The organism is Paenibacillus sp. FSL P4-0176, from assembly GCF_037975265.1.
Lineage (GTDB): Bacteria > Bacillota > Bacilli > Paenibacillales > Paenibacillaceae > Paenibacillus > Paenibacillus amylolyticus.
On the sequence record NZ_CP150242.1, the window covers coordinates 6720443 to 6745713 of the forward strand.

The window sequence follows — 25271 nt, forward strand, 5'->3', positions numbered from 1 at the left end:
TGACCTCCCGACGTTAGAATCCTTTGCTGCGTGTATCTCTTGGTCTCTGACCAAACCCTTCGGCAGAAGAAGTTCCGCCGCCAGCTTCACGACGACCCTTGCTCTTCCGCGGCGTGTTCTCCTTAATCGGAACAATCCAGGAGAAGAGGGTCAGTACGCCAGACAAAATGAGCATCGCACCAAGTCGTACGAATGTATCACCCACGTTCGAACCGTCGAGGCCCCATTCCAGCAGAAGCCCTGCCAGTAGACCCGATACCGCACCACCAATACCGAAGCTGAGCGCGAGATGACGGTTATCAAACACAAGTCCGAGTGACACACCCAGTGCTACTCCAATTAGCAGTACGGCAACGACACGGAAAATCGCCAGATAAACGCTATGCTCCATCATACCTGTACGCTCCGTTACCAGCGTCCGTTCATCAATCGTATCGTAGATCTGCTGGAATGCCAGATTCAGACCACCGGAATCCGGTACATCATAGTACATGCCACCCGTTTGCTGGGCAATATTACGCAGCAAATCCGTTCCTGATGGGTCTACCAGACTGAGGCCGACTGTATTAATGGTAATCTGTTCGTTGTTATATTGGGACAAAATATCGGTCGTGTCCGCTTCACTGAAGCCATCGGATAACAAGATGACCACCGTACCGCGTTTCGGGTCCTGTTTGCCCTGAATCTGTTCCATACCTTCCCGCAGCACGGCATCAAAATTGGTGCCGCCCGAAGTCGTGACAATGCCATCGATTTTGCTATAAACCTCATTCTTGGCCGCTTCACTATCCAGCGCAATAAACGGCTGTAACAACTGCGGTTGGTCATCAAACGTAATGACAGCTACCTGTTTGTCACTCTCCATTTGGCTGATCAGTGTCTTGGCGGCTTCAAAACGTCCGTTATCCGGATCTGTCTCGCTCATGCTGCCCGAGTTATCGATCATCAGTACGATGTCCTTCACTTGCTTCACACCGCCCGGATTGATCTGATACAACAATTGCAGGGCGAGTCCAACAACAAATAACAGAGCCAGTGTTGCCGGAACAAGCAATTTCCACGACAGTCCCAGATACCGGAGTTTCCATGAAGCGCCATTCAGCTTGGGTGAGATCATCTCTGCGATCAAACAGAACAATCCAACGCTCAGCGCCAGTACGCCAAAGTATAATCCCATCAGCAACAGACGTGGCATATCCCCAAGCCATTGACGCAGCATGATTTCTCCTGCCGCAAAGCCCACTGCCCCGCCAATCAGGCTGAACAGGACCAGGAGAAGATTGATTTTTCGCTGCATGTCTACATGCATCCTTTCCATACCAGCCGTAAACAGGCTGAGTTAATACAAGATTGATGCTGGGTGTCAGGACACCGCCGGCGTCTTAACGAATGGGTGACAACTTTTCCACCAGACCAGCGGGGTGAAGTTCATAGCCATTCTCCGTGTACGAGTCATAATATACCTTGCCGTTCCGATACACCATGAGATCCTCCAGATGGAAACCGCCCATCAGATTCAGCTTCTCCACGCCACTACTGCGTTCTTCGTACACCACACCCAACTTGTAGATACGTGACGTCTCTTCGGCATGTGCCGCGTAGTCCATGAAAGCACTATGATGGTCACCAAAGAAATACTTCTCTTCATATCGATGTTCCTGCGTATAATCGAACACCCGGACCCGAACAACCGCCTGATCCTCCAGCGTGTGGTACAACCTGCGGAATAGATCATCCCGGGTTAATACGTCTTTATCTCCGTAGGCAATCGTAACGTTAGCACGCTGCAACAGTTCTTCTTCAAATGGCAATCGCAATGGCTCGGCTGTAAGCAGCAACGAGTGACATACCTCCATCAACCGTTTCAGCAGACGATCATCGCCTTCTGTGGCAAGCCGGTTCATGTCTCCCATGTAACGGTCCTCAAACCATACATCCCGTCCGCGTTTGGCTTCCAGGTCGATGATTAGCTCTTCCGTCACTTTGCCGTAGTACTCCATCACGTTCTGGCCGATGTATTCATCCGCAGCGGCGATACTTTGGGCAGCTGTCTCTCGCAGTGTGCGTTCCAGCGCTTCAAGTGTTGCTGTGACGTGGCGACTAAAACGATGAAGTTCTTCCATCTCCGTATCGTAGATGCGCAGCAGATGTAATTCATTTTCCAGTCGCAGTAATTCTACCTTTGGTACATACACTCGCTCCAGCATGCAGTCAATCAGATTGCGTACATTCTGTTTATCACGGAACAACGCTCGTTTGAACGACTGATCTTCCACTCGCTCTTGCTGACGTTGCTCCAGCAGAGCACGTGCCGATTCAAGCTGCATCGATTTATCCCGAATCAGTCCGAGCAGCGCTTCACGTACACTACCAGGCTCACTGTCACTCCAGGCCGCCCACTGGAAGTAACCAACCTCTGGATGCTCCGCGCGGGAATGTTCAGCCTGACGGCGCAGGGAACCGTTAGAGCTGCGCTCGCGCACACGCTCTTCGACAAGACGGACAACGTTATCGCGGAAGTACGCTTCAGCTCCTTGTCCAAACAACGCTCTCTCCGCTTCACGTAGGGAGAGCGGCTTCAGATCAGAGAAACTGACGTTATGCGTCATGATGCCACTCATGCCACTAACCAGATCTTCATTGGGCAGCAAGCCTTCGACTTTGCGTTCCACCGAAGCCGCGTCCAGTCCAAAGAAAGCGAGCTTGTCCTTAATGCTCCAATCCGGCTCTTGCCGCATGCGTGCGAGCAGATATCGATACAGGTGATATAACACCGTCAGGGCAATCGGCTTGTTTGGCCGCCTGATCTCGGCAAAACCCGCACTTGCATAACCATGCTGATCAGAGGTAGTACGAATATTGTTTTTAAAGGATGTATTGTTGTACGTGTTCGCTCCCGTGCTTGAAACGCTACCCGAGTGATCCACATCCTGCTTCCTGTTCTTCAGCAGGCAGATGCGGCAGATGATCTCGGCATTTTCGATCCAGCCACCGGGAACGCCGGTTCCACGCTCATTTTTGTCGGACAACAGATATACCAGATCAAACAACGGTGACGCGGGATGTGTAACCGGAATGGAGATCCCATCCTCCGTCACCAGCAGTTTACCGCTGAACGTGTAGTCCAAGGACTGCATATAATCCAGTTCCCGCAGAAAAGCGAGGCCTGCTGCGCTGGCATACCCGAAAGAATCCACCTGTTCCATCTCGCTGACCAATACATGCAGATCCGTCTGCACCGACTTGAAGGCTTGGGACAAAATGGTCTCCGTCAGCTTGGTGAGCTCTGGCAACAATACATTCAGCGGATCATCCGCCCTGGTTACCACCGTAACGTAAATCCGATCAAATGACGAGTACAACCGTCCATATTCAGCAATTCGGTTACTGACCCGCCGAAGCGTACGATTCAGATCGTAGAGCGCCTGATCCGATTCGTGGAAACTGCGATGTACATCCTTACGCCGTGTTTTGGACGGTCGCTCCGTCTGCCCAGCGGACAAAGGCAAGCGATGACAAGTCACCTGACCATCATCGGACGAGCCACCATTCCTCGTTCCACCCGGATGCTCTTTCTGATCTTCTGTACCAATCTGAACGTAGACCACACCGTCTCCATTATCCCATTTCAGCCGATTGATCTCCTGCACGGCAGACACCGCGGGTGCAACCAGATCACCCACGAAAAGGAACAAAGCCGGGTAATGGATACTGCTGCGTCCATCACCCAAGCTGCCTTGACGCTCCTGCTCTATTGCATACTGCGCTGCATACTTCTCCAGATCACGCTTCAGGGTATTGTTCGAATTGAACTCCATCCCGGCCGCCATCTTACTTCAGCCTTCTGCGAATGTCGTTCAGCTTGGACGACATTGTTCTGTAGAACTGATAGATGTCTTCTCCGTTAGCCAGTTCTACCCGCTCATATTCCAGACGATCACGTGATTCCATGAACAGCGCAGCCAGATCATCCAGCTTTGTCAGCAGTGGGGTGATATCTTCTGAAGCCGTGAGATCGTTATCGCGGCGGGAGGCTTTGCGCAGCAATGTACTGCGATCCTTCTCCGCCAGACCGCGGAAGTTGCCAAACACTTCATACTCGGCAAAGTTACGGCTCTTCATCAGGTTTGCGAACGGCTCCCATGCGTCTTCTTCCGGGTCACGGTCATAGACGTAGAGGGCACCTTTTTTGACGATGGTGTCGGTATATAACGCTTCGATGAAGCGGTCATACCATTGCTCCTCGTCCTGGTACTGGGCAAGAATGCCTTCGAGTTCGGCGACTTTGGCCGAGATGGCATTCATCTTTGCCAGTTCCTCACGTACGCGCGCGATCAGCTGCGGGGAGCGTACCAGGTTTTCTTTGGCCATATCTTCATTAATACTGCCGAAAATATCCTTAACGCCTACACGCGGCAACCCTTCGGATTGCAGACGTTTCAGTTCGATCACCGCCCGCTTCACTTCGCCGAGGTTCGGCGTGGTGGACGTGAGACGCATGTCGTACGCTCCCAGTTTGGCAGACAAATCAAACGCTTCTGTTGTCACAATCGCATACCGGTTGCTTGTATTCTCATCAATCGATTTGGCTGTCACAATGTTGTATCCAAGCGCCTGCTCGAATTCGCTACGTACACGCGCGTTATACTGCTTCACGCGGGCGTTCTCATACACATCTCCCCATGATTTCTCCGGAATCGGCGACGGCAGATAGGTCCAGTTGTTTTTCTCCGTTTGCACCAAGTGGCGACCAATGCCTTCTTTGTCCAAAATGGTACGTTCATAACTTTCCTCATATACCTTAAGCGGTGTATAAACAAAGAGTGGTACCCCGTTGCGGGTATTCAGCCAGAAAATCCGGTTACGCACTTCACTTTCCTTAACGGTAAAATGAGACTTGCCCACCGCATTGTTCTGATAATTGCGAATCCCTTTCAGAATGCCTGGTGCCTGTGCCGGTACCGATACAAATCCCCATGAAGGGAAATGCAGACTGCCTGTACTGTTGCTCAGATTGAACACCGGAACAGCCTCATCATCCAACTTGCCAGCAATGAAACGTTCCACGAATTTCTCGACTGACTCATCCTGACCGTATTTGATCACCAGGAAATCTTCCATGGAACGGGTAATCAGATCACCGAATTTCTCACTCAGGAAGTCGGAGATGGAGCTGACGATATCAATCTCGTTTTCTTTCACCCATTGGCTGGAGTTTTCCAGCAATTCACGAGAGAAGTCACGGATCAGATCATCTGTATCACGCTTATCCAACAGCCCGTCCACCACACTGACGATATCCGGTACACTTACAACGTTCCAGTAATATGTTTTGTTGCCTTTGTGATCGGCTTGTTCTTCGCCACGTGTCAGGAGGTCACCGTTCTTCGTGAATATCGAGCTAAGGGCATTCAGCGTTTCGGTAAATACGTTATAAATGCGGCTGTTTTCCTGGTTCAGCAACTCATACAGATCTTCATAGAACTCGATCATCTGATCGTTGCGTTCCACGTCGGCGTGCAGCCAGTACTCATGAATTTTTGCTTCAATATAAGCATTCTTTTTCTTCTCTTTGGAGACAAAAGCACTCTTCGCATCGCCCAGTTTCTCTTCGGACTGCTCCTGAGCTGCTTCAATATCACGCGGAATGCGGAAGGCATTCTCACGCAGGGTTTCGATGTACGACTGAATCATCTTCAGTACACAGAAACCTTTTTCCGTATAAATCAGACGGGAGACATAAAACGGACCTTGTTCGGGATGCAAAAACATACGCCGGATCTGTTCGGTGAACTGACCCGCAATCTCACCAGGCAGTTGTTTCTTCGCTTTAATATATTCTTCACGAGCACGAGCCAGGAAGTTCTGCTCCAGTTCAGTATCCATATTCACAACCTGTGATTTCACCACGTTGCCATAGGATAAACGCTCGCTGTTCTGATACCCAGGCAGTGGCTCTGGCACGCGCGCTTCAAAGGACTTGACCACACTTTCGAGATCAATACCCAGCTTGCGGGCAAACTTCTCGGTATCCTCCTGGTTTGGTGCTTTGGAGAACATGGTGTTCATTTTATCGAACATGCGATACGCCAGATAAGTGGTCATCTCTTCAATCGGCAGGACAGCCGAAGATGCACCGATGATGTTGTAATCATAGTTAGCCGGGTACACCTTGTTCATCTGTGCAATGTTGGTGCGAATGTTGCTGATATAGTCATGGATCGCAAACTCCTCACCCGACTGCTTCTCCTCACTTGCCATGAAGTTGGTAATGTTCTCGGCCGTGACGTTCATGCAGTAATCGTAGGCGTTCTCCAGCAATTTGCCTTCGGTATTCGTAGCAGAGATTAGATGACACAGGTTAAATGGAGGCAGTGGTGAGTTGACGGTTAAAATATTGCCGTACTTCTGTGTAAACCGCTCACCGCGGCTATCCACGTTCATCCAGTAATCCAGCTCTTTGAGCGCAGCATATCCGTTTTTACGAATGTATTCACGAGTGTGTTCACTCAAGCTTTTGTTGGACAGGTTCACATCTGGCGTGAACAGATATCCCAGCGTATTCACGCGGTCAATCCCGGCAGAGCCGTGATCCCGTTCGATAATGCCGCGCACGATATAGGAAATATCGAGGAAACAGCCGCTGCCTGTGCCGCCGGACAGACCTGTCAGCAGGAACACCATAAGTTTTTTGTTGGTGCCTACGGATAAGGTTTTGATCTTTTTGTCGATAGCCTGTACGACCTGATTAATCTTGGTGAACAGGAGCAGACGTCCAGCCTGACGCACCCCTGCGGCGCCGTTCATGCCGTCCGTAATGCTCAGTTCGGGAGACAGCCAGTCCGTAATATACGGTTCAAGCACGCTGCGGTTCTGTAGAAGTCCGCCAATTTCGGCATTGGACAGCAATACGAATTCATTGATCGGATCAAGTCCGATCCCTTTATACTTTTTGGCACGATCCTGTTCGTTTGTCTCAAAAGCCAGAAACTCCACATTGTCCGGCTTGTCCATTTTTTTCTTGGATACCGGGTCCTGTGGCAGCTTGAAACGACGGTTGATCTGATATTTAAGGCGCAGCAGCGCATCAATTCCCGTTCCTCCCAGACCAATAATCAGAATGGGATTATCAATCGTATCAACTCTGATCTTCTCACTGACAATACCTCCGCCAAGTGATACATCCAGTTGCTGAATATGTTCTCTAACAATCGGTTTCATTCCATGTCCTCCTTAGATTAACGCACGTATGCTTCAATCTATATAATTAAACTAAAGAATATTTACACTTGCCACTCCGTTGACAGAACAACCTTCCGATCGCTGTTATCCCCAGATTTTTTGATTCTCTTTTTCAACGGTGAAAATCTGGGGATAGCCTATGCTTCCGATGTAGCTTTCTTTCAGAAAGCTTTTAGGCGAACGCTTCGCTTCTTCAGGTTTTCTCTGTCCTCTGCGTTCTCGTGTAAATGGATTAGTTCAACTTATATAGCTTACATTCATTTAGCTATAATCCTTCACACCAAATACTCGATCAAAATCGTTTTGTCCGCCTGTTGCAGCGGGATGCTCAGTCGGTCACCGTTCTTCAGTTCAACGCCTGAGCTTGCATCGACTGCACGACCGGATTTCTCCAACGTACCGCCTGCGGTGTTACGGATTATAATTCGATCCCCATTGCTGGGCGTGAATACATATTTTTCGGTTTCCTTCAGCTCAGGGTCCAGTTGCAACAACTGATGCAGATGAAATCTACCGCGGAAGGATACCAGCTTTTTATATTGTGGATATGACTTGTCTCCTGTGTTCTCATCACGAATCTCCACAACCATCTGGCCTACAAATCCCCGGTTTTTGCGTTTCAGCCAGCCCATCAGGAACCATGCTCCAACACCTACGACAATCAGAGCTATAACACCCAGGATGACAGGTAACCAAGGAAACGGCTTATCCTGTTCACCGCCTGACGTTGTTGGTTGAGATCCACTTCCGGCTGCTCCGCTAGCGTTGATCGTGATTGGCTCACTTTCACGGTAGAAGCTGTCTTCTTCCGCACGGATGACTAATTCATAGTTATGATTGTCTGGTACTTCAAACGTTCCGGCAAAACCAGAACCTGTGTTTTCCAGCGGTTGTTCTTCACTTTTGCCTGTATCCACATCTTTCACAACCAGCGTGGCCTTCATATCCTTATACAGGTCATTATCCTGAAGCGGCTGACCGCCATTCTCCAGTTTGGCTGCAAGATCAACCTTGTCTCCTTTGGTATAGGACTTGGTCTTAATTGGGTCCACAACGAGCTGAAGATCATAGTTGAACAACAGGTTGATATCGATGCTGTCTTTCGGAGCCCCTTTTACCCGAAGTTTCCAGTCTCCTTCTTGGGGTTTCAACAGCTTCACGAGTGAATAACTCTTCGACGTCGAGAGCTTGGCTGCGTCCGATTTCAGGTCTACAGCTTGTCCAGAAGGGTCCGTCAATTGCACTTCCACCGGCTTCGAAGACATGATCGAAATGTTTGCTTCCAATACACTGTCATTCGGTACATTCACGGTAACTTCCTGATAACTGCCGTTTCCCGTTACAGAGGGCAGCTTCACCACATTCAGTTTGGCATGATCGGCGAAGATCTCACTCAGAATCTGTGGCAGATCATCCGGCGTATCGGTAATGAATGATTTACCTCCAGTCTGCTGAGCCAGGTCTGCGAGTGCATTCTTGTTCAGCTTGCCATCGGCGTTCAATCCAATCGTATACACCGGAATACCCTGATCCTGTGCTTCCTTCACGGCTTTTGCCAGGTCAGCATCAGATTGTGCCTGTGTACGGCCTTTGGTTTTGTTAAAGTCATTGTTACCATCCGCCAGCAGCACGATCATTGGCGAGTGGGATGGGTCTGCACCATGATTCAGTATGTTCACGGCTTCGGCGACACCAACTGAGACATCGGTATATGGCCCCCGGCCGAGCTGATCAATAAAATCTTTCAGGCTACTCTTGTCCGCATCGGACTGAATCTCCAGCATAGCCTTTTCCCGCTCCACCTGATCGGTATAAGCGACAATCCCTACCTTGTCCCCCTGGACGGGCAGCATATCAATAAACATTTTCATGGCTTCATTACTGATCTTGTCACGGTCACTTGTATTCATCGAATTACTTACATCGGCTACAAGTACCGCATCGATTCCGCTTGTCTGTGCCTGAGCCGCTGCAGCTTGTGGCAGCAACGCTTGAGGTAACAGTAGCGTTAGAATTGCCAGCAGAACCATCGTTCCACTAAGCCAGCGTATTTTGCGTGTCCGCAGCATTGGGTGTACTCCTTCACGTTTGAGATTAAAATGGGAATAGTTTATTATAGGCGTCAAGCCTTAAGGAAATCTTAACAGTCTACTAACAAATTCTGAAAAGCACCCCTATCTTGAGTTACAGTTTTGTAATGACTGACAAAAATCGACGATTTCATGCCTTGAACTGGCACAAAAGTACCAACTATGGAAATATGATATAGTTATTGCCAGCAAACTGCAATATAACAGCGCTTGTTCACCAAGCCATAGAAGGGAACGGATTATGGTTACATACGGATGCCTCGCCATATTGTTTCTTTTTGTCATTATAAAGGTAACTGCACTCCAGCTTCATCGGCGGAAACCAATCTCCCGCGAAGACACGGATCGTACCCTCTACACTATTCTGAATGGTGAGCGTGATTAAGCATGAGTACTAAACTAGTTGTATCCATAAGACCATTTCATCGAACGACCTATGCCTATGAAAAGTTGCAAGTCTGCTCACGTTGTGGACAGTACACCTGCCTGTGGGAAGATGAGTGCACGGCCTGTGGCCGGGGTACCCTCAATTCCGTTCAAGCGAAGGCAACTTCCCGTGTAAAACGCCGGATTGCACGCGACTTGTTCATTACGATATTGTTCGGTGTAGCTGCTACCTATTTCGGTGAGACCATAGATCAGACCATGGCGGCAGCCAGCGTTTCCCTGTTGCTTCTGGCCTTACTGATCTTCATGCAGAAACGTTCATTCGAGGTAGAGCAGCAGCGCGAGTTGAAGCGCACGTTACAACAGGATGAGGAACTCATCCGCCAGGGTATTAACCGCAATTGGGCTCTGGTCGCCGAAGCTCGAAAACAGGATGAAGCACTTGCCTATGAGATGCTCCGCGAGATCGGCTCACTCGTCTACAATGACCGGATTCGACTGCAACAGGTTGCGCTGTTACAATCCTTTGTCCTACGCAGTGATATGGATCTGCAGCTCAAGCCCTTGCTCTTACGCAGCTTCGAGCGGCTGCTGGCTGAATATATTGGTGAGATTGCTCGGCTTAAGCCGGATTTGATCCGTGAAGATGCGATTCGTTATATCGCGACCTATGAAGTGAACATTTTACAGCTCCACAATGGAATTCAGATACTTACAGCCGTAGCTGCTGCTGCCGTGCGCAAGAGCAAATATATTGAGTTATTCCCTAGTCTTATTACCCGCTACGCCCGCTTTATGCCCAAGGATCGCTTCATGAGACTTTATCACACGATTGAACGCTATCCGAGCAAGGCACGAGGGGGATTGGCAGAGTCGGTAGGTCGGGTTTATAACGAGAAATATCGGGATCAATACGCAGATGTTCAGCTGTAGGGATGATATATTGAGAAAGAAAAACGTAGTTTAGTGCAAACTCACTCCCTGTATATAGACGAATGCAATTTTGTCCACCCCTGCATGTGCGTCAGCACCACAGATCAAAGGTTATGCTTCTAATGATATAAGAATTAATCCAAAAACACCCCATCCTTAGGTCTAGGATGAGGTGTTTTGAATTTTATGGAAGTCTGCCACGTGCTATACGCAGTACACGAAAAAAAGGAAAAACTACATGGGGAATACCTAAATGGCATCTTCCATGGATCAAGTAGGCACGCAAACAGGCACTCACAGATGACAAAAAGAATAAGCGGAAATGAGCATCTGTCCTGGTGAAAAAGGGCCGCGACGTGGTTCCGTCGCGACCCTTGATCTGAAGGTTCGGTACATCTGTACCCGATCCCTCTCATATGTGCCATGCCAAACCCTGTGGCATGGCATGGTGCCTGCGCAATTGCGGCTGCATCGCCGCTTGCGCCAAGGCTTTTACCGTCCGCGACGAGAATCGCGACGGTCACCCTTCGCCGGTCCGCGTCCTGCGGATTCCGGACGGCGAGAGCCTTCGCTGCTGCGCCCGGAGGTGCGCTTGTCGGCACTACGGCCAGCCCAGCCGCTGCTAGCTGCACCGCGTCCGCTTTGACCCGCTGCACCACGACTGCTGTCGCTGCTACGCGCGGAACCACGACCTGCGCTGCGCTCGTCGCCACTGCGACCCGCACCGCGTCCACCTTGACCTGCTGCTCCGCGACTGCTGTCGCTGCTGCGGCCACCGCTACGACCACCACTGCGTCCGCCTTCACTGCGGCCACCTTCGCCACCGCGGGAACCACGCCCCCCACGTCCGCCATCTCTGCGATCGTTACGGCCTGCACCGCGACGGGCACTACCAGTTCCGGAAGAGCGTCCGCCTGAACGTTCGTCATCCCCTTGACTGTTGATGGAACGTCTAGCTGCTCCAGTTGAAGCAATTGGACCTTCGCTTGTCCACTGGATACGGGACAGCTTTTGGTCAATACCTTGTTCAATACGTGCAAGTTCCGGTCTGTCGTGCTCTGTTGCAAACGTTACAGCAAGACCTGTACCGCCTGCACGGCCCGTACGACCAATCCGGTGGATATAACTTTCCGCATCATGCGGCATATCGTAGTTAAATACATGCGTAACGCCTTCAACATCAAGTCCACGTGCAGCTACATCTGTAGCAACCAGCACTTGCAGTTTGGCATCGCGGAACGCTTTCATTACGTTCTCACGCTTGGATTGGGACAGATCTCCATGAAGTTCATCACTTGCATAACCTGCTTCACGCAGATCTTGGTTCAGCTTGGATGCACGACGTTTGGTCCGACAGAAAATAATCGCCAAGTATGGGCGATACGTATCAATCATGCCGCGAAGCGCTTCTAATTTACCACGATCCGTACATTCCAGCACTTGCTGGCGAATCTGTTTGATCGGGATAACAGATTGGGAAGATACTTTTACATCTTCCGGATCTTTCATGTAGGTCTTCGCCAGGTTGCGAATGCCCTTAGGCATCGTTGCTGAGAACAGCATTGTCTGACGTTTATGTGGTAGCTCGCTAAGAATCGTCTCCACATCGTCCAGGAAGCCCATGTGCAACATTTGGTCGGCTTCATCCAGCACCAGTTTTTTCACATTATCCAGCTTCAACGTGCCACGGCGCAGGTGATCCAGCAGACGACCCGGTGTACCAATAACGATCTGGGTACCGTTCTGCAATTTACGCAGTTGTTTATCCACATCCTGCCCACCGTATACGGCAAGCACGTGCAGTTTATCGTCGTTTGCCGTGAGCTTCTTCGCTTCTTCCGTAATTTGCAGCGCAAGCTCACGCGTAGGCGCAATAATCAGCGCTTGCGGAGAACGGTCGGATACGTTAATTTTCTGAATAATCGGCAGCAAAAATGCCAGCGTTTTCCCTGTTCCTGTCTGTGCCTCAGCGATAATATCGCGTCCACCCAGCAGTACCGGAATCGAACGCTCCTGTACCGGAGTCGGCACGGCGATGCCCTGATGTTTCAGGATCTCGCACCATTCCGGGCGAATGCCCAGTTGTTCAAAGTTTGCCAATCGTTACACCTCTGTATATTCATTTAGATAAGTCCATTTCATAATGACTCAGTATCAGTATCTGCCATCAAGACTAGTTTTCCTTAGTTCAATCATGATTATGAAATGAATTTTTTAAAAAGCAATCCACTCGTTGCTCTTCTTCTCCATACCCTGTAGTTTACACGTTAGTCAAGCAAAACAAAAGGGGATACAGCGTTACACCCCCAACTTGTAGCACAAAATTTCCAAGATCCGCGTGACTTGTATCGACCAAGTGAGTTTGAGGATGGTTTTGACAGAGAGTGTGAGGTTGGTTTTGACAGAGAGTGTGAGGTTGGTTTTGACAGAGAGTGTGAGGTTGGTTTTGAGAGTAACTATAGGAGCCCCTCTGAGAATGATGATGAGTGGAGTAAGCTAAAGCGCTAGCTCGAAGTATGACCCTGACTCTGTAGAATGGGGTTGAGGATTGAACTGCACATGGTCAGGCGGAGTTTATAGCGGGTTACACTGTCTAATGACACTCCTTGAGAAAGATGTATTGGTTCGTTATGTTCATAATCCTTGGATAGTTTAGAGATTTCGTTGAGATTGAGATAGCTGCTATGATTCTATAAATTGTTGTACAGGATATTCTGAAACAGATCAAAAGGAAGCTATTTTGCAAAAGTTTCAGGAATTGAAAGAGTACCTCACATAACTCCGTACATTGAGATCAAGATTCAAGATTTCTCGTGGTTCAAAAATAGCTCTAACGCTGAACCTCCCACGTACCACTGATTCTAACGAATCCAGGGCACCCTATTACGCCAATTAAAGCCGTTTGGATTTTCTAACGAACTCCAGTCACTTAATTACTCGGAAATACCCGCGAAACGGCATCAGTATAGGTGAAATCAGCAAAATAAGATGTCTGAGATTCGTTAGAATAATGAAAACATGAAATAACCCCATATAAGACGTGCCAGGTTCGTTAGATTCTACACACTCTGAAGGACACAAGCTTGAGCACAATAACATCAGCTACAGTAATAACAACATTTACTAGAACCAGAACACCAACTACAAAAACTAGAACTAGGAACAACAACAACAACCAGCACTACCTATACTTCTACTAGAACTATTACTACAACTTCTACTTCTATTTCTATTTCTATTTCTACTACAACTTCTACTAGAACTACCACTACCACCATTAGAACTACTTCTTCTTCTTCGTTCTTTTTCTGTTCTCTTCTTCACTGTACACACCACACACTCTAATAAAAACAACGACGCCCTCTCCCCAATTTATTTTAGGAAAAAGTGCGCCGCTGATAGAAAGTATCTTTTTATGTTATCTACTACACAGGGCTGTCACATGTCTGCTCACCACTACTTTAGGACAGTAGCCCTCATAACTTCATTACTTGTTTAGATCCTTAATTCCAGATTTACTAAACCGTTCATTTTTCACCTTGTCCGCGTAACTATAGTCAGACATTGCACCTTTGGACAACAACCTTCGTTGCAAACAAGCTACGAACCATGCCCTCCAGCTGTAGCAAATCCACTCCGTTCAAGAATACGGGAGCTTTCCTCGTTTAACCCGCGCAGGTGCACGGTTTTGCCAAGCTTCGCGTATTTGAACTTCACTTTGCCAATAGCCACAACCGCAGTGTTATCCCAGATATGTGACCCTCCGAAATCAATCGTGATCTCCTTCGGATCGGCCTCTGCATCGAACTCATCCACAAAGCGGGACGAAGAACCAAAGAAGAACGGTCCGTGAACCCGATATACCTTCTGCCCTTGCTCTTGGTTCGCCTGTACGCGGATCTTGGTCTGTTTCCAGCCAAAATGCAGCACACTGAGCACAACGCCGACCATGACCCCGATCGACAGATCGTGAGTATAGACCACAATCGCTACCGTCACGATCATGACAAAAGCTTCCGCCCGCGGCACGCGAGTTATATTTTTGATGGAACTCCAGTCGAATGTTCCGATACACACCATAAACATCACACCGACTAGCGCACCCATTGGTACCTGTTTCACCATACCGCTAAACAGCAACAACAGGATCGCGAGAAACGCACCCGCAGTAAACGTAGATAATCTTCCACGTCCGCCAGACTTCACATTAATGACCGACTGCCCAATCATCGCACAACCGCCCATGCCGCCAAACAAACCGTTCACGAAATTCGCAATACCCTGACCACGTACTTCACGGTTCTTGCTGCTCTTGGTCTCGGTCATCTCATCCACGATGGTTGCCGTCAGCAGAGATTCCAGCAATCCAACCAGTGCCATGGTGAATGAATAAGGCAACAGAATCATCAGCGTGTCCCAAGTCCACGCAATATTTGGCAAATGGAACATCGGCAGAGTGCTCGTTATATTTCCCATGTTTCCTACCGTTCTTACGTCCAGATGGAACACCACGGTAATAATCGTCATCACGACGATTGCAATCAGTGGAGCTGGAATGCCTTTGAAAAACCGTGGCAAAATATAAACGATCGCCAGCGTGCCCGCTACCATCGCATACATAATCCAGTTCGCTCCCGTGAAGTGGGTTAACTGCGCCATAAAGATGAGTATAGCCAGTGCGTTAACGAATCCGGTCAGTACCGAATGAGGCACAAACGTAATAAACCGTCCAACCTTAAATATGCCCAGTAGAAACTGGATAATGCCCGTCAAAATCGTCGCTGCAAAAAGATATTCCACGCCATAATCCTTGACGAGTCCAACCATCAGTACCGCCATGGCACCTGTTGCCGCCGAGATCATGCCTGGTCTTCCACCAGCAATCGAGATCACAATCGCAATCGTAATCGAAGCGTATAATCCGACCATCGGATCAACACCTGCAATGATGGAGAACGCAATGGCTTCCGGAATTAACGCCAGCGCTACCGTAATGCCTGCCAGCACGTCTCCGCGAATGTTGCCAAACCATTGTTGTTTTAAAGTATTCATATGTTCTTGCCGTTCCTCCTACGTGTATTCCTTATAATGGACAATCCTGCTGATGAGTAACGGAAGCCGTTCACACTAACCTACTACCCAGGACAGCACAAAACAACGGATTCCTCTCCGCGTCATTCACCTATGCTCATCCCTGAGTTGCATCATTATTTACCATCCATATAACCTTGACGGGTTAATATGCACTCATGTCTTTTCCGTTCCAGTGTGTACCGCTGGTGTTCCATTACTGCCTCAGTTGTCTTACTCGTGCGACATCAGGAGCTGATCCTGACGCCCATAGGTTTTCCCCTCTCAGAAAAACCGGGTCCGTTAATGTACTGACCTATTATTATAGTCACAGGACCGGATATGTACTAATACAGTTAAGACGAAAAAACAGAACCTTTTCTTCTATTATCTTAATCTTTCTATAATTTACTCACCAATTCTCTATTCACAAAAAATAACCCGCAAAGATCCTTTGAAGAAAGTCTCTTTACGGGTATTCTTGTGATGTAATGCTGTTGCTAGAACCTTCCCGATTTGAATATCGAATAGAGCAGGAAAGCCACCATCAAAATCGCCACCAGGAAACCAATCTCAATGACCGGAATATCCCACAGCATCGTGGACTGATGACTGATCGACGAACCGATAATCAGGCCCACCATAATGATACAGAAGGCAAGTAACACAATACTGAAAGACAGCCGATTGCTGATCTGGTCCATTCTGCGCATGAGTGCATCCAGTTCAGGGACACTAATCTCCAGCCTCAGCTTGCCTTTGCTAATAATGGATGATAATTGCCTTAACTGCCCTGGCAGACCAATGACACTCTCGGCCATATCGGCCGCACTGCGGAACAAGCGATTCTTGATTCTTCCAGCGCTAAAACGTTCCTTGATCAGCTTCCGCCCAAAAGGCTCGGCCATATCTACAATGCTCAGGGAAGGATCGAGATGTTCAATTACACCTTCCATCGTTAGCAACGATTTACCGAGCAGCAGAATATCCGCAGGCATGACAACCCGGTGCCTCTGGGCTACGCCGAACAAGTCATTCAACGCCTGACCCACACTAATCTTGGAAAAGGGAATATCGTAATATTTGGTACGCAACTTGTCCAAATCCACATGAAGACCACGCAGGTCCATGTCATCTGGCATCATGCCGAGCTTCTCAATCGCCCGGATCATACTGTCCGTATCTTTGCGCATTAACCCAATAATAAGTGAAGCGAGCTGTTGTTTCATCTCATCACTCAGACTGCCCACCATACCGAAGTCTATAAAAGCAAGACGTCCATCCTTCAATACCATTAGATTGCCTGGATGTGGGTCAGCGTGAAAGAATCCCTGAATAAAGATCTGATTCAATAATGAATCCACCAGCCGCTCGGCAATGTTGTTCAGATCATGGCCGCGTCTGATCAATTCTTCACGATCATTGAGCTTGATACCTTCGATATACTCCATCGTGAGCACACGGGACGAAGTTTGATCCCAGTAAATTGCCGGGATTTTCACCTTGTTGTCCTGTTGGTACTGCTGTGCAATCTTTTCCGTATTGCGGCCTTCTACCGTATAATCCAGCTCGGCCATCAGTGCCTGAGCATATTCTTCGACCATTTGCGGAATCTGATATTGCTTCACCCAGTCCCAGCGCTTCTCGGCCATGGCTGTCAGTTCACGCAAGATATCCAGGTCACGCTGCACAATACGCGATATGCCCGGCCGCTGAATCTTGATGGCTACCGATTCACCGCTTTGAAGTTTGCCCAGATGCACCTGTCCAATGCTGGCCGCAGCTACAGGGGTATCCTCGAACCGGGAAAAGATCTCCTCCAGCGGTGTATCCAATTCCTGTTCCAAAATACCCCGTGCCGTCTCGGAAGAGAACGGCGGGACCTGATCCTGCAACTTCACCAGCTCACGAATGACAGACTCAGGCAACAGATCTGCCCTTGTGCTTGCGAGTTGCCCCAGCTTGACGAAAGCTGGCCCCAGCTCCTGCAGCACAAGCCTGATGCGTTCACTCAGCGTTTTGGTGGTGTGTGCTTCACGCGACATCCACCGTCTGGGCAGAGCCAGCAGCTGGAACAAGCCCAGCTCCTCGACCATATAACCGAAGCCATGACGCACTAGCGCCATGGCAATTTCACGGTATCTGCCGACATGTTTGATTCGCACTGCCATCTACTCGATCTCGTTTCCTTTGAGAGGAGGAGGAACTTCAAGTGGAGCTGGGGATTCATCAGGTTGAAGCTGTGGTGAGTGGCCCAGTTCGGCAAGTTTTTTCTCCAGAACGGCAACGCGCTGTTCCAGACTGGTTACATCACTTTCGGATGCCACACCAGCTTCCTGAAGCACACGCTTGACCTGTTCTTGAATCACTCTCTTGAACTGGCCTTGTTCTTCATCGCCCCGTTCCAGCAGACGTTCAACCAAAGCTTTGGATTCACCGGGCGCAAGTTCCCCGCGCTTGACCAAATCATCCACGGTTTTCTCAATTTTTTCTTTGCTTACGACAGTAAGACCAAGCCCTAACGAGATCGCCTTTTTGAACAAATCGCTCATTTTTGTCATCCTCCTCTTCGTTGATCTCTATATTATACCCCTTATACTCTGCATGCAAAAATGTCAGTCCGATCAGACGTAACGTGCAGCCCATTTGCCTGCTTGCAGAAGTAACTTGCGGTACGTTTCGTGTGCAAAAGACGGTACATGGTGACCCGGCATCAGATAAACAATACGCCCAACACCATATCGATGAGCCCAAACTGCAGGTTTTGGTCCATCTTCGGATTGATATTCCAGCAATATCTTCGTTTCGGCAAAAGAACCAAATTCGAACTGATACGGCTCTTCTTCCATTGTGAAATTCGAAATGCCCTCCGTCACGGGATGACTTTCCGCCGTTACAGTGAATTCAAGCGGTGCATACGCCGGATGATGCAGGAACTTGGCACCGATCATCTGTTTGAGCTCATAACGATTTTGGAGCGAAATGCCGTTATGTATAATGACCAGTCCACCCCCATTACTTACATAGGACAACAAACCTGCTGTCTGCTGTGGAGAGACTTTACCCTTCCAATCGTCCATGTATGAGATACATACATCAAACCCGGTTATATTTTCTTGCAGCAGCATATTCCGATTCTCACTGCACTGCACAGTCATAGTATCATGGAAAATTCGGCTAATCTCCGCATCCACCCCCTGAAGCGGGTGCCAATCCGGATGTGTATAATCGCCAAGTAATAATGCTTTTTTACGATGATCCATTCAATTAATCTCCTTTCTTGTTCACCTCACTGTATAAAACCAACTACCAGGGGAGCTTCTCTCCCTTGTAGTCCACATATGCGGGCTGATCTCCTTTAAACTGTTTATGGCGGTCGATAAGTACTGCGATATGCTGTGCAGATTGCTCGGGCGTGAGATCCGCAGCAACATCCAATTCGCCCCTCATATAACTCTGTACCCAACCGGGATGCACAAGCATCACTTGTCCGCCTTCATCCTTCAGACCATTGTGCACAAGACGGGCCTGCATGTTCAAAGCAGCTTTGGACATACAATAGGCATACCACCCATCCCGACTGCATTGCTCTATACTTCCAGCCTCGGAAGAGATATCAACAATCAGCTTGACCTGTCCTTGAAGAAGGAGGGGTAACAGGGAATGAGTCACACGCAGTGAACCTAAGGTGTTCACATTAAATACTTCAGCCATCTCCGCCATATTCAACGGCCCGCGGATATGATCCGTAATACTTCCTAGTATAGCCGCATTATTGATCAGCATATCCAAATGATTCGTATCCAGCTTCAATGTCTCCGTGAACAGAGCTACCGACAGGTCGTCCGCGATATCCAGTTCGATGGCGCGCAGATGGTCAGGATATCCTTCTGCAAGCATACGAATTCCCTCGGAATCTTCCACGTCCAGACCGGCCGCATACACGAGATACCCTCTCTTCAGCATCTGTGCCGTCAAAGCCAATCCCAATCCCCGGGCAGCTCCCGTTACACATACGGTTCTCATCATAATGTCCCTCCCTCGCATAATGATTCTGTCTTTTATTCATTCCACATATTCATCTGAAAACCTTTAATTCAGAATCGGATCGCCAACTTCACGACCAAAGACTCAGGAGGCAAAAGCGAGATTAGAGCCATTTTGCTTATTGAATTCAGCTATCTATTTGAGCTATAAATAGCTGCTATTATCTCTGCATATATCGCCCCTGCCGATAGGCTAGACAATGCTCCACCCATCTTCGAGCGGCTGCCGGATAAGAGCCCAGATGAACATGCGTATACCCCGCCACGATGTTGCCTGCGGCAAATCCCTCTTGCTTCAAGCCACGCATCCCCTTGGTCTCATACGCATAAGGAATCGTTTCTTCATCACGATAGGTCATTGTCGAATAATGAAATTCATGACCCCGAAGTACTTCACCCTTTTTCAGCAAAAAGGAATCCTGAACGCTACTCGCTTCACGGTAACCAAGCGCAGCGCGCTTCTTCTGCATCTGCACCTGTGCGGGAATAATACCCGCCATATCGAAGGTGACACCCTCACGGTCGGTCAACGTTTCTCCAAGTACCATGTAACCACCACACTCGGCAAATAAAGGCATGTTGGATTGTGCTGCCCGTCGAAGTCCTTCCAAGAAATCTTGGTTACCGGCAATCTCTGCTGCAAACTCCTCTGGAAACCCGCCGCCCAAATAAACGCCATCCACATCCGTTGGAATACTTTCGCCAGCGAGCGGACTGAAGTATTGTAAGCGAGCCCCGGCTGCTTCGAGCAATTCCAGATTATCGGGATAATAGAAATTAAATGCCGCATCGCGCGCAACGGCAATGACAGGCTGTACCGCATATGATACATGTCGATTATTAACGTGGATCACTGAATCGAATTGTGGATCGTAATTCGAGCCTGATTCATCATTAGCCGAATCAGCGTGGGCAGTAGTTGCAGAACTCACTTCTTCTGCATTCAAAGGCGGGGCGCTTGTCGCCAGTTCCAGCAGAAGATCCAGATCGGTGCCCTCCATCAACACATCGGCAGCCCGCTGAAATAAGGGTTCCAGTTCACCGCGCTCAATGGCAGGCACCAGCCCCAGATGCCTCTCGGGGATGGACATGTCTTCATCCCGTTTAAGCCAGCCAACCACAGGAATGCCGCACATCTGCTCAATGGCTTTTTGCACAATGGTATAATGACCCGCACTTCCACACCGGTTGACGATCACTCCGGCAATATTTAATTCAGGCTCCAACTGTTGAAAACCAAGAACAATCGCGGCCGCACTGCGAGCCATGCTGCGTACATCCACGACCAGGATCACAGGAGCCTGGGTCACTAGAGCAATCTCTGCAGTTGAGCCTGTATTGCTGAGAGGATCTTTGCCATCGTAGAGGCCCATTACGCCTTCAATAATGGAAATATCGTGTCCCGCCGATGCCTTCTCGAACGTATCTCTCACATACTCAGGCGATGTCATCCATGCATCCAGATTACGTGACGGTCTCCCCGTGACGGCGGTATGGTATGTCGGATCAATATAGTCCGGGCCGCATTTGAACCCCTGTACACTCAAGCCACGCTGAGCGAGTGCCCTCATTAGCCCCAAGGTTACTGTCGTTTTCCCTGCACCACTTCCGGTGCCTGCAATGATCAGTCGGGGTCTGGCGTTACGATTTGAAATGGTCATCGTCATTTCCACCTTTTCTTCGATATAAGAAAAGCTTCTGATCGAAGCACTATCAAGGATGTACATTCGTGTTTTAGTTGTAACGTATACATTCTATAACTAAACAAAACCGCATCATATAGCGATGCGGTTAAGCTTAATGCACACCCTTTATTCATGAAGCGACGCCAAAAGCTTTTTGTCGAACTGATCTAAAAGCAGGCCACTAATCTCTAATCTTGGCCGCACGCCCTGCTGCAAAGTAACGTCCAAGCTCAACGATGAGTGCTCCCATCTTCTCTTCCTCCGGAATGACCAGTGCCTCAATGCCTTCTTCACGCATAGAGTTTGCTGTTACTTTACCTACAGACGCAGGAATTACACCTTGTCTGAAGGCTGCAAGCAACGGCTCAAGCTTGTCCTGGGAGGCCGCATATTGCGTCAGAAATCTAACCTGCGGTCCACTTGTGAATGCAACAGCATCTACTTCGAACTTTAGAATTTCATTTAATAACTGTTCCAACTCTGCCTCTTCTGGCGGTACATGGCGGTAAGGAAGCACTTGTCTGACGATGGCACCTTGTTCTTCCAACCATGCAACGAGTTTGGGAGCTGTCTCCCCATGAAGCTGCAACATGACCTTTTCACCCTTAAGATCATGGGAGGCAAATTCACGAATGAGCCCGTCCGTGCTACCATCATCATCTCGTACAAGCGGTGTTAACTTGCGCTTTTTGAGCGCATTCACCGTCTTGTATCCCCTTGCCGCAATTGAGGATTCCGATAATACATCCAACAATTGGCCTGCCACTTCCATATCCTCAGCCATTTCAAACAATGCATCCAATCCCATACCCGTAGTTAACACCGCCCAGTCTGGCGGGTCTGAGATCCAGGATACCAGCCCATCTCTGATACTCCGATCATCCAGGAATACGGTCCCCTGTGCCGGTCGCACAAGCGGGATTCCACCCATTTTTTCAACCAGTATGGACATTTCTTTTGATTTTCGTGGTCCTGTCAATGCTACACGCACACCTGCCAAATGTTGAGCCATTCATGTTCCCCCCGTTAGTTCAGCCGAATGTTCATCAGTCTGACTACAGTATACAGGGTACTTCTGTGAAGGGAAACTGTGCTTTCCCTCTTTTTACCCGTTCATCTATAAGGATTTTTGATGGAATGTATCAGGAAGGCTGGAGTTCTCCGCCATGAGAATCTTTCCGTCTTTTCTCTCCGTCCTTCTCCGAATCAGCCGATTTTTGTTCCGGCTCATGCTTCTCTTTCTTTGGCTGGTCTCCCGCTCTCTGTTGGGTAGATTCTTTTTTATCCTTTTTGCGAGGACGAAGGAAAAGAAACAGTACGATAGGGAACAGTACTTCAAAAACAATGGCAATCCATGTCCATTCCCGAGTAAAACGATTGAGCTGAATGGCATTTCGGAAGAACCAGAATGCACAGACAAATCCGACGAGGGCAATCGGGCCTGTCAACACCTTTCCCGATACGTTCGGAATGATTCGCTTCAATCCCCAGCAGACAAAGTACAGGTCAAATGCAATCTTCGTGATCATAGTAGGCAAGGTTGCCGCTGCCAGCGCAAGGTCAAACCGATCCAAGAAATCACTGATTTGCAATTGTCTTGCCAGTTCATAGGAGGGATACACCAACCTTGAAGCGATAGGAACTCCAATGGAGGTAATGGTCTCCACAAGGATTAGCATCATCAGGAGTGCAGAGAGGATAATACCTGACACAACCGATTTATATCGAAAATCACTGCCTTTGATAACAAAAGGCAATGCAATCATCTCTCCGTAAAACGAAAATATGTACCAACTCCCCTTGCCCACTCCCGTAACATCAACGTGAAAATACGGCATCAAATTATCCATATTGATCTGTTGAATGAGCATGAAAGGCACAATCACGGAGTTTAAGAGAAACAATGTCACATACAACTCCGACATACCGATTAAGGAGCCGAGCCCACCTCTGACGATAAAAACTCCCATAACGATCAATGATAACACAATGATGGAGATGGGCGTGGTCTCTAACAAAGTTATGCTGATATAATCCCCCGTTAACCGGATATCCCTCGCAAACACAAAGAAAAAAAACAAAATGTACATCAATCCTGCGAGCCTTCCCAAAAAGGGGAATCGCCCAGCAAGGGCTTGAAATAGATCCTGATCCGGAAATCTCCGCTGGACCCGACTTAACATCCACATGGATACAAGCATCACTACGACTACAGGTATATACGAGAGATAAGCGTGTTGTTCCGCATAGTAGATAGCTTGCGCGTGAGGCTGAATTAACGTTCCTGAAATACTGAGCAGCAGCACGAGCAGGATCATCTGACGGTGTGTCACTCTCTGATTCATGATATACCTCCTTTCCCTCTCGCGATCTCGCAAACTTAATGCATCCTGTCCACAACCTAGGGCAGTGGCAGTAAGCGCTGGATAACGTGGCTTATCCATACCGACACAAATAAGGTTTTGCTTAGATTAGTCACATAGAACCAAATGCCTGTAGCCACTACTATCAAACTATAGGATAGCCAGCGATTAATGGCAGCTGCCTGTTTTAAATGTCTGAAATCCATCAAAATGACCACGATTACCATGGCCAGGAAGGTAAATAAGAGTGGTTTAATCATGTACAACTTCATCCTCTCCGACGCCAATTGGTTTATTGCTCACCCCAACGTTTTCAATAATGACATGGGGAGTAACCGTCACCTCGACTTCAGGGTATATGTCATCCCAGCGATCCTTCATCGTGTCCCACTTGGCCGGCAGATGTTGATGAATGGATCGACCGATTCCAAGAATGTCCGCATGATATTTCCCCTGAACCAACCGGACACCTTCCTCGATATCCAATTTTATTTTCTCGTGAATGGCTTCATTTATCTTCTGAATCTCATTCTCACGTCGGTCACCATAATTGGATTCGTTATCTACGAGAACTCCCTTGGCATATAATTCAATATTCACGGTGACCTTATCAGCCTTGATACTGGGATGTAGTGAAGCGTTGTTCTCGTTCAACTTGATGAACATATCTCCATCTCCGCCAGGAGCTTTAACCATAATCTCCGGCGCATTGGCTTCGCCCATAGCAAGAATGAGGGCATCAGCTGGAGCTTTGTCGATCATGCCAACCAGTTTATCTTTTTTGAAGATGGCCAATCCATCCAGCTTGATGTTTGTTTTGGCGTCCTTCCACCCTTTTGGAACATTGGTCACTTTCGAAGCCACCGGCAGGAATGGATCCACACCTTCACTAAGAATGGCATCTATAAACGTTTTAAGTGAACGTGGATTACGCATATTGAGGAAACACAGTTCCCGCACCATCTCGGATGGAAACTTCTCTATAGGTGCATCCGTATCCATGACCTCATATGCAGCACCTTTTGTGACCACTGGCAATGCAGAAAATCTGTTCAGCGGATACCGCGTAAACAGATCAAGCATGGAGGCCACACCATCCCGGGCAAGCTCCTCACCAATAAGCATCGTACGGCGATGCGCATAATAGATTCTTCGTGAGAGTTCCTTTTGACCTTCAATAGATGTACCATGCAATGATTTGGCTGTATTGGATAACATAAACCAGGATTTATCCCCACTCGTGCCGCCTCCGCCTCCTTCACTACCGGAAGAACCGGATTGTCCCGGCAGAGCAATCTGAAGACTGGATCTGTAATTGTCCCCCTCCTTATCAACAGCAATACCAATCACAAAGGCAACATCGTTAATCTCCTTACGATCCCAGCAACCTGAAATAAAAGTGGTACATAACAACAGCGCTATCACTGCCCGGTACTTATATATGAACTGCATGGG

General features: G+C 48.6%; 17 protein-coding genes. 2 read left to right on the plus strand and 15 right to left on the minus strand.

Going from position 1 to position 25271, the window contains the following annotated elements; translation table 11 throughout:
* Positions 1–13: 13 nt before the first annotated feature.
* The 4 genes from MKY95_RS30730 to MKY95_RS30745 all read right to left on the minus strand — a co-directional run bounded on the left by MKY95_RS30730 (position 14) and on the right by MKY95_RS30745 (position 9311).
* Positions 14–1297: a vWA domain-containing protein gene (locus tag MKY95_RS30730; RefSeq protein ID WP_076319275.1), complete on the minus strand. Its 1284-nt coding sequence runs from the start codon at positions 1295–1297 to the stop codon at positions 14–16.
* An 85-nt stretch (positions 1298–1382) separates the two neighbouring features.
* Positions 1383–3830: a transcription initiation factor TFIID gene (locus MKY95_RS30735; RefSeq protein WP_083669849.1), complete on the minus strand. Its 2448-nt coding sequence runs from the start codon at positions 3828–3830 to the stop codon at positions 1383–1385.
* Position 3831: 1 nt separating this feature from the next.
* Complete coding sequence (locus tag MKY95_RS30740) at positions 3832–7221, minus strand: tubulin-like doman-containing protein (RefSeq protein WP_076319276.1); 3390 nt, start codon at positions 7219–7221, stop codon at positions 3832–3834.
* Positions 7222–7517: 296 nt separating this feature from the next.
* Entirely contained in the window at positions 7518–9311 is a 1794-nt protein-coding gene (locus MKY95_RS30745) for a VWA domain-containing protein (RefSeq protein WP_076328712.1), read from the minus strand.
* Between the two features lie 262 nt (positions 9312–9573).
* On the opposite strand from MKY95_RS30745, the gene MKY95_RS30750 reads away from it, so the two are divergent.
* On the plus strand, positions 9574–9717 hold the full coding sequence (locus MKY95_RS30750; protein WP_179086527.1) for a hypothetical protein: 144 nt from the start codon (positions 9574–9576) through the stop codon (positions 9715–9717).
* A gap of 2 nt (positions 9718–9719) precedes the next feature.
* Positions 9720–10652, plus strand: a complete 933-nt coding sequence (locus tag MKY95_RS30755) for a hypothetical protein (protein WP_127548919.1) — start codon at positions 9720–9722, stop codon at positions 10650–10652.
* A gap of 492 nt (positions 10653–11144) precedes the next feature.
* Here the strand turns inward: MKY95_RS30755 and MKY95_RS30760 are convergent, their stop codons facing one another.
* The 11 genes from MKY95_RS30760 to MKY95_RS30810 all read right to left on the minus strand — a co-directional run bounded on the left by MKY95_RS30760 (position 11145) and on the right by MKY95_RS30810 (position 25268).
* The gene (locus MKY95_RS30760; RefSeq protein ID WP_100528323.1) at positions 11145–12752 is read right to left on the minus strand and encodes a DEAD/DEAH box helicase; all 1608 of its coding nucleotides are present in this window, start codon (positions 12750–12752) and stop codon (positions 11145–11147) included.
* Between the two features lie 1500 nt (positions 12753–14252).
* Positions 14253–15704, minus strand: a complete 1452-nt coding sequence (locus tag MKY95_RS30765) for a SulP family inorganic anion transporter (RefSeq protein ID WP_339195916.1) — start codon at positions 15702–15704, stop codon at positions 14253–14255.
* A gap of 518 nt (positions 15705–16222) precedes the next feature.
* Complete coding sequence (locus MKY95_RS30770; RefSeq protein ID WP_339195918.1) at positions 16223–17893, minus strand: AarF/UbiB family protein; 1671 nt, start codon at positions 17891–17893, stop codon at positions 16223–16225.
* Entirely contained in the window at positions 17894–18274 is a 381-nt protein-coding gene (locus tag MKY95_RS30775; protein ID WP_036612779.1) for a phasin family protein, read from the minus strand.
* A 72-nt stretch (positions 18275–18346) separates the two neighbouring features.
* Positions 18347–18985 (minus strand): ThuA domain-containing protein, encoded by a 639-nt coding sequence (locus MKY95_RS30780; RefSeq protein ID WP_074092596.1) that lies wholly within the window; start codon positions 18983–18985, stop codon positions 18347–18349.
* A 43-nt stretch (positions 18986–19028) separates the two neighbouring features.
* Entirely contained in the window at positions 19029–19751 is a 723-nt protein-coding gene (locus MKY95_RS30785; protein ID WP_235200797.1) for an SDR family oxidoreductase, read from the minus strand.
* 178 nt (positions 19752–19929) lie between these two features.
* Complete coding sequence (locus MKY95_RS30790) at positions 19930–21429, minus strand: cobyrinate a,c-diamide synthase (RefSeq protein WP_339195922.1); 1500 nt, start codon at positions 21427–21429, stop codon at positions 19930–19932.
* A 205-nt stretch (positions 21430–21634) separates the two neighbouring features.
* Positions 21635–22465, minus strand: a complete 831-nt coding sequence (locus MKY95_RS30795) for a uroporphyrinogen-III synthase (protein WP_339195924.1) — start codon at positions 22463–22465, stop codon at positions 21635–21637.
* A 130-nt stretch (positions 22466–22595) separates the two neighbouring features.
* Entirely contained in the window at positions 22596–23798 is a 1203-nt protein-coding gene (locus MKY95_RS30800; protein ID WP_339195926.1) for an endospore germination permease, read from the minus strand.
* 56 nt (positions 23799–23854) lie between these two features.
* A complete protein-coding gene (locus tag MKY95_RS30805; protein ID WP_339195928.1) occupies positions 23855–24088 on the minus strand; it encodes a hypothetical protein in 234 nt (77 codons plus the stop codon).
* The gene (locus MKY95_RS30810; protein ID WP_051449524.1) at positions 24069–25268 is read right to left on the minus strand and encodes a Ger(x)C family spore germination protein; all 1200 of its coding nucleotides are present in this window, start codon (positions 25266–25268) and stop codon (positions 24069–24071) included. Before MKY95_RS30810 ends, MKY95_RS30805 begins: the two co-directional genes overlap by 20 nt.
* Positions 25269–25271 lie beyond the last annotated feature (3 nt).

Excerpts from the sequence above, each read along its gene's own strand:
- MKY95_RS30755 (WP_127548919.1), top strand. The coding sequence starts at position 9,720 with ATGAGTACTAAACTAGTTGTATCCATAAGACCATTTCATCGAACGACC.
- MKY95_RS30790 (WP_339195922.1), bottom strand. The coding sequence starts at position 21,429 with ATGACCATTTCAAATCGTAACGCCAGACCCCGACTGATCATTGCAGGC.
- MKY95_RS30740 (WP_076319276.1), bottom strand. The coding sequence starts at position 7,221 with ATGAAACCGATTGTTAGAGAACATATTCAGCAACTGGATGTATCACTT.
- MKY95_RS30730 (WP_076319275.1), bottom strand. The coding sequence starts at position 1,297 with ATGCAGCGAAAAATCAATCTTCTCCTGGTCCTGTTCAGCCTGATTGGC.
- MKY95_RS30765 (WP_339195916.1), bottom strand. The coding sequence starts at position 15,704 with ATGAATACTTTAAAACAACAATGGTTTGGCAACATTCGCGGAGACGTG.
- MKY95_RS30800 (WP_339195926.1), bottom strand. The coding sequence starts at position 23,798 with ATGAATCAGAGAGTGACACACCGTCAGATGATCCTGCTCGTGCTGCTG.
- MKY95_RS30785 (WP_235200797.1), bottom strand. The coding sequence starts at position 19,751 with ATGATGAGAACCGTATGTGTAACGGGAGCTGCCCGGGGATTGGGATTG.
- MKY95_RS30745 (WP_076328712.1), bottom strand. The coding sequence starts at position 9,311 with ATGCTGCGGACACGCAAAATACGCTGGCTTAGTGGAACGATGGTTCTG.
- MKY95_RS30795 (WP_339195924.1), bottom strand. The coding sequence starts at position 22,465 with ATGGCTCAACATTTGGCAGGTGTGCGTGTAGCATTGACAGGACCACGA.
- MKY95_RS30770 (WP_339195918.1), bottom strand. The coding sequence starts at position 17,893 with ATGGCAGTGCGAATCAAACATGTCGGCAGATACCGTGAAATTGCCATG.
- MKY95_RS30735 (WP_083669849.1), bottom strand. The coding sequence starts at position 3,830 with ATGGCGGCCGGGATGGAGTTCAATTCGAACAATACCCTGAAGCGTGAT.
- MKY95_RS30780 (WP_074092596.1), bottom strand. The coding sequence starts at position 18,985 with ATGGATCATCGTAAAAAAGCATTATTACTTGGCGATTATACACATCCG.
- MKY95_RS30810 (WP_051449524.1), bottom strand. The coding sequence starts at position 25,268 with ATGCAGTTCATATATAAGTACCGGGCAGTGATAGCGCTGTTGTTATGT.
- MKY95_RS30750 (WP_179086527.1), top strand. The coding sequence starts at position 9,574 with ATGGTTACATACGGATGCCTCGCCATATTGTTTCTTTTTGTCATTATA.
- MKY95_RS30775 (WP_036612779.1), bottom strand. The coding sequence starts at position 18,274 with ATGAGCGATTTGTTCAAAAAGGCGATCTCGTTAGGGCTTGGTCTTACT.
- MKY95_RS30805 (WP_339195928.1), bottom strand. The coding sequence starts at position 24,088 with ATGAAGTTGTACATGATTAAACCACTCTTATTTACCTTCCTGGCCATG.